Annotated in this window: 11 protein-coding genes; all 11 read left to right on the top strand. The window is 53.6% G+C overall.

Annotated elements, in window-relative coordinates:
- The first annotated feature begins 33 nt into the window (after window positions 1–33).
- The 11 genes from DNH61_RS16630 (at window position 34) to DNH61_RS16580 (ending at window position 15,280) form a co-directional block, all read left to right on the top strand.
- On the top strand, window positions 34–2,301 hold the full coding sequence (locus DNH61_RS16630) for a glycoside hydrolase family 3 N-terminal domain-containing protein (protein ID WP_111147815.1): 2,268 nt from the start codon (window positions 34–36) through the stop codon (window positions 2,299–2,301).
- Between the two features lie 189 nt (window positions 2,302–2,490).
- Window positions 2,491–2,871, top strand: a complete 381-nt coding sequence (locus tag DNH61_RS16625) for an IDEAL domain-containing protein (RefSeq protein WP_181438749.1) — start codon at window positions 2,491–2,493, stop codon at window positions 2,869–2,871.
- 182 nt (window positions 2,872–3,053) lie between these two features.
- A complete protein-coding gene (gene phnD, locus DNH61_RS16620; RefSeq protein ID WP_111147813.1) occupies window positions 3,054–3,986 on the top strand; it encodes a phosphate/phosphite/phosphonate ABC transporter substrate-binding protein in 933 nt (310 codons plus the stop codon).
- Window positions 3,987–3,990: 4 nt separating this feature from the next.
- The gene (gene phnE / locus DNH61_RS16615) at window positions 3,991–4,737 is read left to right on the top strand and encodes a phosphonate ABC transporter, permease protein PhnE (RefSeq protein ID WP_111147812.1); all 747 of its coding nucleotides are present in this window, start codon (window positions 3,991–3,993) and stop codon (window positions 4,735–4,737) included.
- Window positions 4,738–5,478 (top strand): phosphonate ABC transporter ATP-binding protein, encoded by a 741-nt coding sequence (gene phnC, locus DNH61_RS16610; protein ID WP_111147811.1) that lies wholly within the window; start codon window positions 4,738–4,740, stop codon window positions 5,476–5,478.
- Between the two features lie 45 nt (window positions 5,479–5,523).
- Window positions 5,524–6,576 (top strand): selenide, water dikinase SelD, encoded by a 1,053-nt coding sequence (selD, locus tag DNH61_RS16605; protein WP_111147810.1) that lies wholly within the window; start codon window positions 5,524–5,526, stop codon window positions 6,574–6,576.
- Between the two features lie 30 nt (window positions 6,577–6,606).
- Complete coding sequence (mnmH, locus tag DNH61_RS16600; protein ID WP_111147809.1) at window positions 6,607–7,662, top strand: tRNA 2-selenouridine(34) synthase MnmH; 1,056 nt, start codon at window positions 6,607–6,609, stop codon at window positions 7,660–7,662.
- A 296-nt stretch (window positions 7,663–7,958) separates the two neighbouring features.
- Window positions 7,959–9,941 (top strand): methyl-accepting chemotaxis protein, encoded by a 1,983-nt coding sequence (locus tag DNH61_RS16595; RefSeq protein ID WP_111147808.1) that lies wholly within the window; start codon window positions 7,959–7,961, stop codon window positions 9,939–9,941.
- 126 nt (window positions 9,942–10,067) lie between these two features.
- Window positions 10,068–12,158 carry a molybdopterin-containing oxidoreductase family protein gene (locus DNH61_RS16590; protein WP_425452265.1) on the top strand — a complete coding sequence of 697 codons (2,091 nt, stop codon included), beginning with the start codon at window positions 10,068–10,070 and terminating at the stop codon, window positions 12,156–12,158.
- A 431-nt stretch (window positions 12,159–12,589) separates the two neighbouring features.
- The gene (locus DNH61_RS16585) at window positions 12,590–14,500 is read left to right on the top strand and encodes a serine/threonine-protein kinase (RefSeq protein ID WP_111147807.1); all 1,911 of its coding nucleotides are present in this window, start codon (window positions 12,590–12,592) and stop codon (window positions 14,498–14,500) included.
- Window positions 14,501–14,530: 30 nt separating this feature from the next.
- Entirely contained in the window at window positions 14,531–15,280 is a 750-nt protein-coding gene (locus DNH61_RS16580; protein WP_111147806.1) for an NPCBM/NEW2 domain-containing protein, read from the top strand.
- Window positions 15,281–15,326: the final 46 nt, after the last annotated feature.

The raw sequence follows: 15,326 nt of genomic DNA, 5'->3' as shown, positions 1-15,326 counted from the left end.
CATGACGAATACAACGGAAGAGGTGCGGCAGCAGTGAAGAGATGGCAAAAGGCAGTTATCACGCTAGGGTGCACGGGGCTCCTGTGCGGATTGGCCTGGGGGACGGAAGCCCGTGCGGAGGAGAGATTCCGGGACCTGCAGAAAGCCGGGTGGGCGAAGGATGGTATTCAGTACCTGGCCGACAGGGGGACAGTAGCGGGATACGGAGGCGGGAGGTTCGGACCGTTGAATCCAATCACCCGCGCGCAGGCAGCGGCTTACCTAGTACGCGAGCTGGTACCGGGGGAAACGCAAGGAGCTGCTGGCAAGCTTAACTATCTGGACGTTCCGGAGAGTCATCCTTTCTATAATGAAATTGCAGCAGCATCGACTCACGGCTTTACCGGCGGATTACCGGATGGAACCTTCCGGCCGGATGCGCCGGTCAGCCGGGCGGAGACAGCGGTTATGCTGCTTCGTGCCTACGGGCTCAAGCCGGGTGCCGCCGGCAGTCCGGCTTTCACGGATATCAGCAGGCACTGGGCGGGCGAATCGGTTCATGCGATGGCTTCCCTCGGCTTGATTGGCGGTTATCCGGATCAGACCTTCCGTCCGGACCGGCCGGTTAACCGGGCGGAATTTGCCGTCATGCTGACGCGCGTCATCCGCTCGGAACGTGAAAAGGCGATCGCAGCCCGGGACTGGGACAGGCTGCTGTCGCTGATGACGCTCCCCGAAAAGGCAGGACAGATGCTGATGCCCGACATCCGGATGTGGGAGGGCAAGCGTACAACAGCAGTTAATGAAGGCGTGGTAAGACTGATTGAACAGCAGCATGCCGGCGGTTTGATCCTGTTCGACAAGAACATCGACAGTGCCGCGCAGCTGACAACCCTGACCGATGAGCTACAGCGGGTACGGGGAGATATACCGCTGCTACTGGGCATTGACCAGGAGGGCGGCGTCGTGAAGCGGATTCCGGGAGGCACCAACCTGCCGGGAAATATGGCGCTTGGAGCCACAGGAGATCCGGGGCTGTCACGGGAAGCGGGCAAGCTTACCGGGGAAGAGCTTCAGGCGCTCGGCGTGAATGTGAACTTTGCGCCTGTACTTGACATTAATGTGAATGCCGGTAATCCGATCATCGGAATACGCTCGTTCGGCTCGGAGCCCGAGCTGGTCTCGACGCACGGGATTGCATTCATGAATGGCTTGAAGCAGTCGGGGATCATAGCTGCGGTCAAGCATTTTCCCGGACATGGGGATACGTCGGTGGATTCCCATCTTGGCCTGCCTGTTCTGGACCATGACAGAGATCGGCTTGATGCTGTGGAACTTAAGCCATTCAAGGAAGCCATAGCCGCTGGCGCGGATATGATTATGACGGCCCATGTCGCGTTTCCTGCGGTTGAACCATCCTCGGTCCGGTCCAAGAAGGATGGCACCATGGTGCCACTGCCGGCCACGCTTTCCCGCAAGGTATTAACGGACCTGCTGCGCACAGAGCTTGGCTATGAAGGCGTTATTATCTCGGACGCTTTTACAATGAACGCCATCTCCGGACATTTCGGCGAGAAAGAGGCAGTGAGCATGGCTGTGGCTGCTGGAGTTGATATTATTCTGATGCCAAGCAGCAGCAAAGCGGCTCATGAAGCAATCATGGAAGCGGTCCGCAGCGGGGAGATCGGGCTTGAGCGGATTGATGAATCTGTAAGCCGGATCATGCGGCTGAAGGACACCTATGGATTGTTCGCTGAGGGGCCTGCCCTCGAGCTCAAGCAGCAGAGAACTTCGGCCGTGGTAGGATCCCTGGCCCACCGGAAGGTGGAGAAGCGGATTGCCGAAGCAGCGGTGACCAAGCTGGCTGATACAGCGGCCAAGCTGCCTTTTAACCTTAAGCATGGAGACCGGATTGCCGTCATCGCCGGCTCGAGGGAGCATGCGGCCATGGTCAAGGAGCAACTGGAGCTTGCGGGATTGAAACAACGTTTTGCGGTCGAAACCGCCGCCGCCGGGGAGCTGGAGGGACGTGAAGCTGAAGAGCTGATCGCCAGATCCGACTATTTTATACTTGCGTCCTATCAATTCCGCAGTCCCATTGCCGATAATAATTGGAGAGACTATCAGCGGCTTATCGATGAGGCCAATCAGCAGTCCAAGACTTATGTGCTTCTGTCGCTCGGCAATCCTTATGAGCTGCAATACCTGAAGCACGTAAAGTCAGCTGTAGCGGTATATGGTGCGCAGGCACCGAATGTGCTCGCCGGTATCCGCGGCATCTTTGGGCTTATCCCGATGGAGGGCAAGCTTCCGGTCGAGTAAACCGGGCTGCATGATACTTGACATTACAAACTGTATCCTTTAATATTACAGTATAAATGTAATGTCATTGGTTACAGTTAACAATACAGCATAGATGTGGCAGGCTGCTGTGACGCTTTTATTCGATAACTGTTGCGGTTTTCGTAAGAATGCCGGTCTTCGGCAAATTTTATGAGGTGGTGGATAACCATGAACAACGTTCAAACAGCCGATTGGGTACAGGGGTATACACGTAATGGCGAACTGGTCCATGGATTTGTGGAAGCCATTGATATAGAGAATGGAACAATCCAGATTCACGTTGTTGCGTCCGATAATGAGGAAGCGGTAGGAACGGGAGTAGAGCTGAAGCTTCGCCGTGTGAAGGGGCTGCCGGAATCAGAGATTGAGGGACAGGACTCGCTGGCAAGCTTAATCGATTTGGCGCTGGCTACCCGTGATAAGGAATGGTTTGATCAATTAACGGCAAGACTGAATGTAATACGATCCAGAAATTCACAGCGGGGCCAGGCACTGGGCCAGGAGAACGCTGCCGGTCCGAACAAGCCGGGTTTATACGGGCTGAGATAATTAAGCCGGGAAACGGATGATAAGGGTACTGTACCCAAGGAAAAGACTGCTGCAGATTTGGCTCTGCGGCGGTCTTTCTTCATGTTTAAATGCGGCTGTAGGATTGCTCCTTTCGTTTATTCGCAAGATGTGCTAATGTCAATATTTGCAGAAGAAATTTATAGCTTACAGGAGGGGACAAGATGTTCCGGAAACAGAAGACATTTCTGGTATTAACATGCTTGCTCCTTGTTAGTCTTATTGCTGCAGCCTGCGGCAGTGAAAGCGGACAACAAGGCGCTCAAGGGGAGGCCGCTGGCGAACAGCCGAAGGAAGAATTCCTGATCGGTATCATACCGGCGCAGGGAAGCAGCCAGATGAAAGAAGGAGCAGACAAGCTGGCTGAGCTGCTGGAGAAGAAGCTGCAAAGACCAGTACGGGCGGAAATATATCCTGATTACAATGGCGTAGTGGAGGCCATGGGCGCCGGCAAGGCTCATATGGCTTATCTTGGGCCTTTGACCTATGTGGAAGCGCATGAGCGTTATGATGTAGAGGCGATTGTCACCCAACTAATCGATGGCAAGCCTTTCTATTATTCTTATTTAATTGCGCCTGCGGACTCACCTTATCATTCGTTCGAGGATGTAGAAGAGCATGCGGTGGATATCCGGTTTGCATTCGGAGACATCAGCTCGACCTCAGGCAGCCTGATCCCGGGAATCGCCCTGAAGGAGAAGGGGCTCTTTCAATCCCAGCAGGATCATCAATTCAAGAGTGTCGTTTATACAGGAGACCATACGGCGACAGCGCTGGCTATCCAGAATGGGTTGCAGGATGTTGGGGCCATTGACAGTGCCTTCTATAATAACCTTGTGAAGCAGGGCACGGTGGATGGGGACAAGATCAAGACCATATGGCAGTCAGAGGAGCTGTTTCAGTATCCATGGGCTGTCACCAAGGATGTGACGGATGAAGAGATCAAGCTTATCCGGGAAGCAATGCTGGGTACGGAGGATCCGGATATCTTAAGTGCCTTCGGAGGAGCGAGCGGCTTCACAGAAGCAAGCAATGAAGACTACGCAGCTATCCGTCAGGCGGCTATCAAGGATAACCGCCTGAAGCCGAAGCAGTAATACGATGCGGAACCTGCCGGCACTATTTATTGTGATCATTCTGCTGGTGTGGTCCGGATATGGAATCGGTATAGACTGGTCTCTCTTTCATGACCTTGGCAATTCCGTTCGATTTGTCAGCGAGCATTGGTTTCCGCCCGACTTCTCTAACAGCGGAGCTGCATGGAAAGCAATGATCGATACCCTCCAGATGGCAATGTTCAGCACGCTTGCGGCGCTAATCATTGCCTTCCCGCTTAGCTTCCTGGCTGCCCGTAACTGGAGCCCGGGCCTGTGGCTGTACAACGGAAGCCGTACCGTATTCAATTTTATCCGTTCCATTCCGGAGATTGTCCTGGCTCTGATCTTCATTCCGACGCTTGGACTTGGACCGCTGCCAGCTGTCATGGCACTTATCATCCATAATATTGGTGTATTCGGCAAGATGATCTCCGAGATGATTGAAGCTATGGATGACGGTCCCTTGGAGGCTGTTAAGGCAGTAGGGGGCTCAAGGCTGCATGTTGCCATCTATGGAATAATGCCGCAAATGCTGCCGCTAATCTTCTCCCAGTATTTCTACAGGCTGGAAGTGGCGATCCGCACCTGTCTGGTGCTTGGTATTGTCGGAGCAGGAGGGCTCGGCCAAATGCTCTATAATGATTTCAAACAGTTCATGTACCAGAAGGTTACCTTTGAGGTGCTGCTGATCATGGTGCTGGTGACGGCAGTCGATTATACCGGCGCATTCATCCGGAAGAGGGTGAAATAGATGCTGGAAATTACAGGTTTAACGAAACGGTACCCAGGAGAGAAACAGCCCGCTTTGCAGGACATTAACTTGAAGGTCAAGGAAGGAGAGTTCGTGGCCGTGCTCGGCAGGAGCGGCGCCGGTAAATCCACCCTGATCCGCTGTATCAACAGGCTGGTTGAGCCGGACAGCGGCAGCATCGTGTGGAAAGGCCGGCGTATAACGGGCATGAACGCCAGTGAGCTTCGCAGCCTGCGCCGCGAAATCGGTTTTGTGTTTCAGCACTTTAACCTGCTGCCGAGACTCCCCGTCCTGACCAATGTGATCGCCGGGCGGTTCGGCATGATGCCCCGCTGGCGAAGTTTAACAGGGCTGTTCACGGAGGGGGATCGCAAGCTTGCTCTTGCGTCACTGGAGGAGGTAGGGCTTGCAAGCCTTGCTGCCAAGCGGGTGGAAGCGCTAAGCGGCGGGCAGCGGCAGCGTGTAGCGATCGCCCGCGTACTGATGCAGCAGCCATCCCTGCTGCTGGGGGACGAACCGATATCGAGCCTTGATCCTGTGACATCTGAACGGATTATGCGGTATATCGGCGGACTGCATCGGGAGCGGGGGATGACGGTTCTCCTGAACCTTCATGACGTGATCAGCGCCAAGGCGTTCGCTACCCGGATTATCGGATTAAGCGGCGGGCGTATTGTGTTTGACGGGCTGCCTCAGCAGCTTGGCGACCAGGAGCTTATCCGAATCTACCCTCCAGATTAGAACAGAAATTTAGACAATTATTTCCCGGGAAAGGATGATACGAAGATGGAATCTTATGAACCGGTCAAGTTGACCAGTCTTTCGAGCAAAGGAGGCTGCGGATGCAAAATCGGCCCAGGTGAGCTCTCTCAGGTGCTCCGCAGTCTTCCGGCGGCTGTTCCTGATCCCAATCTGCTTGTGGGGCTGGACACCAGTGATGATGCGGGCGTCTATCGCCTGAACGACGAGATGGCCCTTGTCCAGACGCTTGATTTCTTCACGCCGATCGTGGATGACCCGTATGATTTCGGCCAAGTGGCCGCAGCTAATGCTATAAGCGATATATATGCAATGGGCGGCAAGCCTTTGACGGTGCTGAATATTGTCGCCTTCCCGATCACCAAGCTGGACAAGCGGATTCTGGCTGATATTCTGCGTGGCGCCTCCGACAAGGTGAAGGAAGCGGGTGCTGCGCTTGTAGGCGGGCATTCCATCGATGACAATGAGCCCAAGTTCGGCCTTGCTGTCACCGGGCTGGTTCATCCCGGTAAAGTCCGGACGAATAGCGGTGCCAAACCAGGTGATAAGCTGATCCTGACTAAGCCGATCGGTGTCGGAATTCTGTCGTCTTCCATTAAGCGTGACAAGCTTAACGCAGAGGAAATTGCACAGGTTACCAAGGTGATGACGACGCTAAACAAGACGGCAGCTGAGGTTATGGAGCCATTCGAAGTTCATTCTTGTACGGATGTTACGGGCTTCGGACTGCTGGGTCATGCTTCTGAAATGGCGAAGGGAAGTAATGCGGGTCTTCGCATACGCGCGGGAGCAGTTCCCGTTCTCCCGCGCGTTCGCGAGCTGGCTGAAGAGGGCGTAATACCTGGCGGGACGAAAAATAATTTTGCCCATTTGCAAGGAGCAGTAACGTTTCCAGATACGATGGACCAGGTTGGCCAGTACATTCTCTGCGATGCGGTTACTTCCGGCGGCCTGCTGATTGCGGTCTCTGGAGCGGAGGCGGAAGATCTTCACGGACGGCTGCGGCAAGCGGGAGTCGATGCCCATATCATTGGCGAGGTAGTAGAGGAACATCCTGGTCATATTACCGTTACGGATTAAACGCTACATGAGGAGAGGGGAACAGAAGGCATGTTTCAGGATATAACGGTTGATGAGCTGCTGGAGCTGCATCGCAAGGGAAACATCGCGCTTATCGACGTCCGGTCGCCTTCGGAGTTCGGCGATTCAACGATTCCGGGCAGCCTGAATATTCCGATTTTTAATGACGAGGAACGGGCCGAGATTGGCACCCTATACAAGCAGGTAAGCGTAGAGGCAGCGAAGGATAAAGGATTGGAGATCGTGTCGGCCAAGCTGCCGTCCTTCGTGAAAGCTATTGAAGCGGCAGGTCCCGGCCGCAAGGCTGTGTTCTGCTGGCGGGGCGGGATGAGAAGCAGAACGTCAGCAACACTGGCTTCGTTAATGGGATTGAGAATGTACCGCTTGAACGGCGGCTACCGTGCTTACCGCAAGTGGGTCGTCGAAACCATTGAGCGGCTTACGGAGCTTCCGCACTGCTACGTCATTAATGGCTATACGGGAAGCGGGAAGACCGACCTGCTGGACAAGCTTGCAGAGCGGGGATACCCCGTTATCAATCTGGAGCGTATGGCCCAGCACCGGGGCTCCATCTTCGGACAGATCGGACTTGAGCCGAATAACCAGAAAACCTTTGATTCCCTGCTCGTTCAGGAACTGATCCGCTGCTCGGAATCTCCTTATCTGATCCTGGAGGCGGAGAGCCGCAGAATTGGCAAGGTTGTCGTTCCCGAGCCGGTGATCGCAGCCAAGGAGAAGGGAACCTCTTTGTTCATCGAGATGCCGGTACAAGAGCGGGCTCGTAATATTGTCCGTGAATACAAGCCGGAGGAGCACAAGCAGGCTTGCTTGGATTCGTTTGAACGGATTGAGAAACGGATTCATACGCCAGTCGCTGCGGCTATTCGCACGGCCCTGCAGGAAGGCCGCTTCGAGGAGGCGGTGGAACTGATGCTGGTCCATTACTACGATCCCCGTTATCAGTTTGCTTCGGACCGTTATGGACTGGGTCATGTCACTATCCAGCACGATGCGGATCATGACGTGCTGGAGCAGGTTATCGCCCAACTTCCGCCGCCCGTGTTCCCTGCTCAAATAAGTGTATAAGTCCAAATGAATAAGAATACAGCTGCGAAGGGATGTCCCAAGTCTAACGGCTTTGGGATATCCCTTTTTCAATTGGTACAACTAAAGTAACCGTGTCTGTTGCGAACTCACATTGGGCTTCTATAGGCAGAGTACCCAAATTCTTCAAAAGCTGTGGCAAGCCTAACCAAACGCCCGCGATCTGCCGAAATAATGGTATAGGTGTTAATCAGTATCTCATCGAAATACAAGCCGAAGGATACTGACCAGCTGGGCAATACACATAAAAAATACAACTTAGACAAGGTGGGAAAAGGGTGGACAAGAAAAAGAAACGTCTCTTCAGGTGGAATTTACGCAATAAGCTGATTACCTCAATGGGAGCGCTTCTGCTTATACCTGCAATTGTAATTGGCGTCATGGCATATGGAAGCGCAAAGAGTGAAATTGAGTACAATATCGTTCATACAGCCGAGCAGAATGTGAAGCTGCTGGATGCCATGATCAGTGACCTAGTGAAACCGAAGCTGCATGACGCGGATTTCTTCTCGTCGGTGCTGGATCAGTCGCTGGTAGATGGCGCTGACAGCCCGCTGCTCAGGCAGAAGCTGGCACAATATGTGGGGCTGCATCCAGAGACGGTGAGTATCTACGTAGGTACTTCAGACGGATTAATGATTCAGGAGCCACGCATGGAGCTGGCCGCAGATTATGATCCGCGCAAACGGCCATGGTTTGAAGAGGCTGCGGCCAATCCCGGCCGGGCAGTATTGACCAATCCGTATAAGACTGCATCAACAGGAGAGATCGTAGTCACCATCGCGAAGACGCTGGAAGACGGCTCGGGAGTTCTGGGTATTAATCTGAAAATGGATAGTATGATCAGCCGTGCATCCTTGGCGGAGATCGGTGAGAACGGTTATGCTTTTATTATGGATAAGGACCGCAGCTATATTGCGCATCCAACCCGCGAGATCGGTACAGTGGCGGAGGAAGAGTTCATTGGGCAAATCTATGAAAGCCAGCAAGGTGGCTTCGCGTACTCTTTCGAGGGTGATGCGAAGCAGATGGTGTTTGCCACCAACGAGCTGACAGGCTGGAAAATCGCCGGTACGATGTATCAGGATGAGTTCAGCCAAGCAGCCAGGCCAATATATGTGACGACAGCTATTGTAATCATTGCTGCACTTCTTGCCGGAACGGTAGTTACCACGCTGGTGATTATCTCGATTACGCGCCCGCTTAAAGTCATCAGCAGAACAGCGCTTACGATCAGTGAAGGCAACCTGACTGAGCGCATCGATATCCGGTCCAAGGATGAGATCGGGGATTTGGCCGATATATTCAATCAGATGACGGACAACCTGAGACAGCTGATCGGGAACGTCAGCATGAGCTCCATGCAGCTGGCGGCTTCCGCGGAGGAGCTGACAGCTGGAAGTGAGCAGACCTCCAGGGCGACGGAGCAGATTGCCGGCATTATGCAGGAAGTGGCTGAGGGCAGCTCAGCTCAGGTGAAGAGTGTGGCCGAGAGCTCGGTATCGATTCGTGAGATGACGAGCCTGCTTCAACAGGCTTCCGCAGACACGCAGGCCGGTGCGCAAGCCGCACAGAAGACACTGGCGGATGCGGCGGAAGGAACGGCTTCAGTTAATGAGAACATGACGCAGATGGGCGGCATCCACGAGAATGTTCACGGACTGGCGCACACGATTCAAGGTTTGAGCGAGCGGTCACAGGAAATCGGTAAAATTCTGTCCATGATTACGGCTATATCAAGCCAGACGAACCTGCTGGCACTTAATGCTGCGATAGAAGCCGCGCGGGTGGGCGAGCAGGGCAAGGGCTTCGCTGTTGTCGCTTCGGAAATTCGCAAGCTGGCAGAGCAGACCTCCAGCTCGGCACAGCAGATTGCTGACATTATCGGCTGGATTCAGAATGAGACCGCTGAAGCGGACCGTGCAATGACCACTGTAGTTGAGCAGGTTAGCAGCGGAATTATCTCTGTGGAAGATACGGGACGCAAGTTCAAGGCGATCAACCGGTCCATCAAGAATCTCGCCCAGCAGTTTGAGCATACGAACGAGGCGCTTGGGGAAATCGCCGGAAGTGCCGAGCAGCTGAATGAAGCGGTAAAGCTGGTTGAGGAGATCGCCGGAACAACAGCAGACGGCACTCAGAATGTATCCGCGGCGGCCGAAGAACAGCTGGCCTCCATGCAGGAAATATCTTCATCGGCTGAAGCGCTCAGCAAGCTTGCTGAGCAGCTGCAGGAGCAGACAAGCAGGTTTAAGGTATAGCTATAGCACGCAGAATGAAGCAGCCCATGTCTTGAATAGACAGGGCTGTTTTTGTGATGGAGAGGCTTGAGAAAGCACGGGTTCGTGTTGACACCGGAAAATAACCAGCCATACAATGGAGGTTACATGCTTGATATAATCCGAGGTGATAGAAGATTGAATAATTATATAAAGGAAGAGACGGGTGTCTTCAAATCCGTGTGCCCGCTTGATTGTCCCGATCAGTGCGGCCTGCTGCTGCACAAGGAGGACGGCCGCATCGTCCGTGTGGACGGGGACCCGGAGCACCCGGTTACCAGAGGAGCTATCTGCAACAAGGTCCGCAATATGACGGAACGGATTTACGACGCTAAGCGTCTGCGCACACCTCTGAAGCGGGTAGGACCGAAAGGCGCTGGATTGTTTGAGCCGATTGGGTGGGATGAAGCGATTGGCACGATCACGGCTCACTGGAAGGAGCTGATAGCAGATAAAGGGGCAGAGGCTATCCTTCCCTACAGCTTCTACGGCAACATGGGACGCCTTGGCACAGAAGGGATGGACCGGCGGTTCTTCAACAAGCTTGGGTCGAGCAGGCTTCTGTACACGATCTGCCAGATAGCCGGTACGGAAGGATATAAGGCGACGATGGGCGGGAGTGTAGGCATTGATCCGGAAGATACCGTACACTCGCAGCTCATTATCATGTGGGGAATCAATGCGGTCAGCACGAATATGCACCAAATCATGCTTGCTGAGAAAGCACGCAAGAACGGGGCCAAGATTATTGCGATTGATGTGCACCATAACCGGACGGGCAAATGGGCCGATTGGTTTATCCCGCTGAGGCCGGGCACAGACGCGGCGCTGGCGCTGGGTATGATGCATGTGCTGTTCGCAGAAGCCATGGTGGATGAGGCTTTCCTGGAGGCGTACACCATCGGCTCCGAAGAGCTTCGTGAGCATGTGAAAGCCTACGATCCGGTAACCGTCGCGGGTATTACTGGTGTTCCGGCTGATGATATCTGCAAGCTCGCACGGATATATGGGAGCACACCAGCATCCTTCATCCGAATCGGCAACGGATTGCAGCATCACGACAATGGAGGCATGGCGATCCGGACGGTCTCCTGCCTTCCGGCACTAACGGGTGCGTGGCAGCATAAAGGCGGCGGAGCTATTAAGAGCAACAGCGGACATGTCCAGCATAATACGCGTGCACTGCAGCGGCCTGATCTGCGTGAGCGGCCGACCAGGCAGATCAATATGAATCTGCTTGGCAGTGCGCTGCTGGAGCTAGAGCAGCCGATTCATTCGCTGTTTGTTTATAACTGCAACCCGGCTCTGGTTGCACCCAATGCGAACAAGGTTAGAGAAGGGCTGCTGCGCGAGGATCTCTTCACGGTCGTTCATGATTTATTCCTTACGGAGACCGCAATGTATGCAGATATTGTGCTGCCTGCGACGTCTTCTTTTGAGAATACGGATTTATATCTTTCTTACTGGCACCATGTTGTTCAGATCCAGGAGCCGGTTATAGCACCCTACGGCGAGAGCAAATCCAACGTGGAACTGTTCCGGCTGTTGGCTCGCAGCATGGGTTTTGCTGAGGAGGCCTTCCGCGATACGGAGGCTGACATGATCCGGCAGACGCTTGACAATGAGTCTAACCCGAATCTGGAGGGTATTACGTATGAAGTGCTGGCCGATGAGAAATTTCGGAAAGCTTCCGTCAAGCCGCTCTTCCCTGGACGGCTCGCCACACCGAGCGGCCGCATAGAACTGTACTCGTCTTCGTTAAAGACGCGAGGTTTACCACCACTGCCAACCTATATTCCTCTGCCTGATGAGGGAGCCATGTTCCGGTTCATACCGGCACCTAATCATAACTTCCTGAACTCAACCTTCTCCAATAATGATAAGCATGTCCGGATGGAGAAGCAGCCGAAGCTGATTATGAACAAGGAGGATGCAGCCCGGCTTGGCATCACAGATGGTGATTATGTACGGGTTTGGAACAGCCGGGGCGCGTGTGAGCTCGCTGCATCGGTGGGTGCAGATGTGCTGCCGGGTGTTGTGGTGAGTCAGGGATTGTGGGCCGATGATGCGAATGGCGGCAAAGCGCTGGTGAACAGCCTTACCCCTGACCGCGAAGCGGATATGGGGGGCGGTGCCACCTTCTTTTCCGGGCAAGTGAATGTCGAAAGATTGGATAGGCAGCCTGAGCGGACTGCTTAACCTGAGGAATAATTGAAAGATTGTAACAGAGTCATCCTAAGAGCAGAAATCAGCTGCCGCGGGAGGGCTCTGTTTTTTTGTGAGCGATATCCTGGTGGAAGATTATGGTCCTGGACCTTTCGTCTCAGTTGAGAGGATTTTGTGCCGCAGTAATGGTGATAATTGTCGAATAAACAGTAATTAATGAGTCTAACTAACTATTTATCTAGGTTTATTGCCATAATACGATATATAAAGTAGCATTAATGATAAAAAAATGTTGTACAAACGAATATTTTTTGCATTATTCATAATAACCGAGCGTTACTTAAAGATTTATTAAAAACAGTGGCGAAAAAAAACATTTTATATAAAAGCGAGGTATAATCTTAAACCAACAGAGTATTATCGTTTTTTGAGTGCCACCAACTTGAACAAAGGAGTTCAAGCACATGACCTTTAATCCTAAAGCCGGCGATGAAATTATTATTGACGGCAAAATTTATCGAATTGCTCCGCATCCTGCCTTCTATGACATGCCTTATGGGCAGGAAGGCAGACAGGGCACCGTATATAAGCTGATCTCGGTTCAGGATGGACAATCCAAAGCTCTTAAGGTGTTCAGAGCTGCGTTCCGCCACCCGGCCAACGTGTATGTAGCAGATCAGCTGGCGTCGATAGCCAGAGTGGAAGGGCTTCAAGTATGCGAGCGGACGGTGCTTACCCCGCAGAACAATATGGAGCTGCTGGGTACTTATCCGGATCTCTTATACGCTGTACTGATGCCTTGGATCAAGGGGCCGACATGGACGGATATATTGCTGGAGCAGGGGGACTTCGGAGCGGATACATCGCTTCATACAGCCCGTTCGCTTGCCGAGGTGCTCTCTTATATGGAGCAGCGCGGACTGGCGCATTGTGATTTGTCAGGACCCAACGTGATGATACCCGGTCTGCTTCATGACATTACGCCTGCGGTGAAGTCTTGGGTGCAGCTCATTGATATCGAGCAGATCTATGCCAGCCAGCTGGATAAACCCGAGCATCTGTCCAAGGGCTCGCCGGGTTACGCATCTATCCGGCCGGGCCATCAGCCGATGTGGAATAAATATGCGGACCGCTTTGCGGGTGGCGTACTTATCGCAGAGATGCTGGCATGGTTTGATCCGGAGATACGCTCGCATTCGTGGGGAGAGAGCTATTTTGACCCGGAACGGATGCAGGAGGATGAGCAGCGGGCTGAGCTGCTGACAGAGGTGCTAAAGCGTACATATGGGAGCGAGGTTGCCGCGCTGTTCCGCCAGGTTTGGGATAGTGATGATTTGCTAAGGTGTCCGACCTTTGGGGAGTGGTATATTACCCTGTCCCTGATTAAACGCCCCGGAATGCAGCAGCTTACCGGAGTTATGCCGGCTGTCGAGGCGGATGCTGCGCCTCAAGCGCCAGCAAATGGCGAGTCGGCTGAGGCTGAAGCACAGCCGCAAGAAGAAGCGGTCAGTCCCCCGAGTACAGCCGGAAGCTGGCCGGAAACGGAGAATGCCGGTCCCCGTACCGGATTTCTGGGTGACGATAATTCAAGGGTTCTGGAAGAGGCCAGAGAGCTCGAACGGAGGGGGGAGCTGGCCCCCGCTCTTGCAGCCTACAACAGCCTGCTGGACAAAATGCCGGAAGCATCACCTATTCGCTATGAGATTCAGATGGCGGCACGCGGTGTGGCTGAGGAGCTCCAGCGGCTGGAAGCGATCCGGTTAGCGGAAGAAGCTGCCCGGACGGCACCACCGAGGAGCAAGCTGAGATATATCATTGCAGCAGCAGCTGTTGTCATTCTTGGCGGCGGAATAGCAGCCTATGCGATGCTCGGCAAAGAGGACGACAGCAAGCTGGTAGCGGCAGCCGATCCTGTTGAAGCTGTCCATGACACGGAGGAACCAGTGAAGGCAGAGCCGGAACCCGAGCCAGAGCCGGTTCCTGAACCGGAGCCCAAGCCGGAAGTAAAGCCCGACCCCAAGCCGGTAGTAAAGGAAGAGCCCAAGAAGCAGGCTGCCGAGCCTCAGCCGGCACAAGCTGCCGAGCCGGAGAGCAAGCCTCAGCCAGTGAAGGAACCGGTTAAAGTGACGCAGCAGCCGGCCCCTGCAGCGCAGCCGAAGCCAACAAAACAGCCTGCACCGGCCAAGCCTGCGGCGAAGCAGAGTACGGAGAACAGCCAGGCGAAGAAGATCAAGCAGCTGGAGGAGAGCATCCAGTACGCCTTCAATGTTGAGGATGATACCGAGAAGGTCATCCGCTTATCCAAGCAGCTGAAGGCAATCGATCCCAATAATGCAGTCGCCCGGCAGATGCTAAGCGATCTGACAGGCGAATAGACAACAACACGATCAGGAGGTCATTATCAAATGAAAAAGTTTATTGCAGGTGTAGTGGTAGGCGGCATGCTGTTTGGCGGAGTATCCGTGTTTGCGGCCGAGCTCAAGAACGTTATCTTCAATATCGACAGTGTCGTGGTGGATGGCCAGAAGGCGATGATTCAGAGTAAGAACAAGCCTTTTACCTTCCAAAATTATGGTTACTTCCCGAGCTATATGCTGAACGAGCTGGGCTATAAGCCATCCCGTTCATCAGACGGCAGAACCGTATTCCTAGAAACGACCGGCAAAAATTATTATCCGATCTTCACCGACATTGGTGGCATAGCAAAGAACGAACGTATTCCGGCCAAGGAGATTATTAATCATTCCTCTTCGGTCTCCATCTCGCATGAGAACGGGGAAGCGATCCGGTCACCGCTTGGCGGCAGAACGATGAGCTACATCATGACCTCGCTCAACAAGGTGGAGGACGGTGGTGTCCCGAAATCGGAGGTATCTTTCCAATTAGGTGAAAAATACCGCCAGTTCAAAGCAACGGCAGCACTGATCACGCATAAAACGAGCTTCCTCCCGTCCGATCCGGTAACGCTGCGCATCTATGTGACGGATGAATCGGGACAGCAAAGTCTGTATGCTTCTCACATCTTGAACCAGGGGAAGGAAGCGGCAACCGTTACAGTGCCTCTGCGGTACGTAGAGAGTATCATGTTCTCGGTAACAGGCTCCGGCAGCTCAGAAGCAGAGTTTGCTCTGCTTGATCCGGTGTTTGTAAAGTAATCGGCATTACAATGAGATTTTGCCGGATACCTTACCGGCGCTAGGG

Origin of the sequence: Paenibacillus sambharensis (genome assembly GCF_003233845.1) — a bacterium.
Classification (GTDB): Bacteria; Bacillota; Bacilli; order Paenibacillales; family Paenibacillaceae; genus Paenibacillus_I; species Paenibacillus_I sambharensis.
Note: the sequence above shows the minus strand (reverse complement) of the source record. Positions and strands in the feature narration are given on the sequence as shown.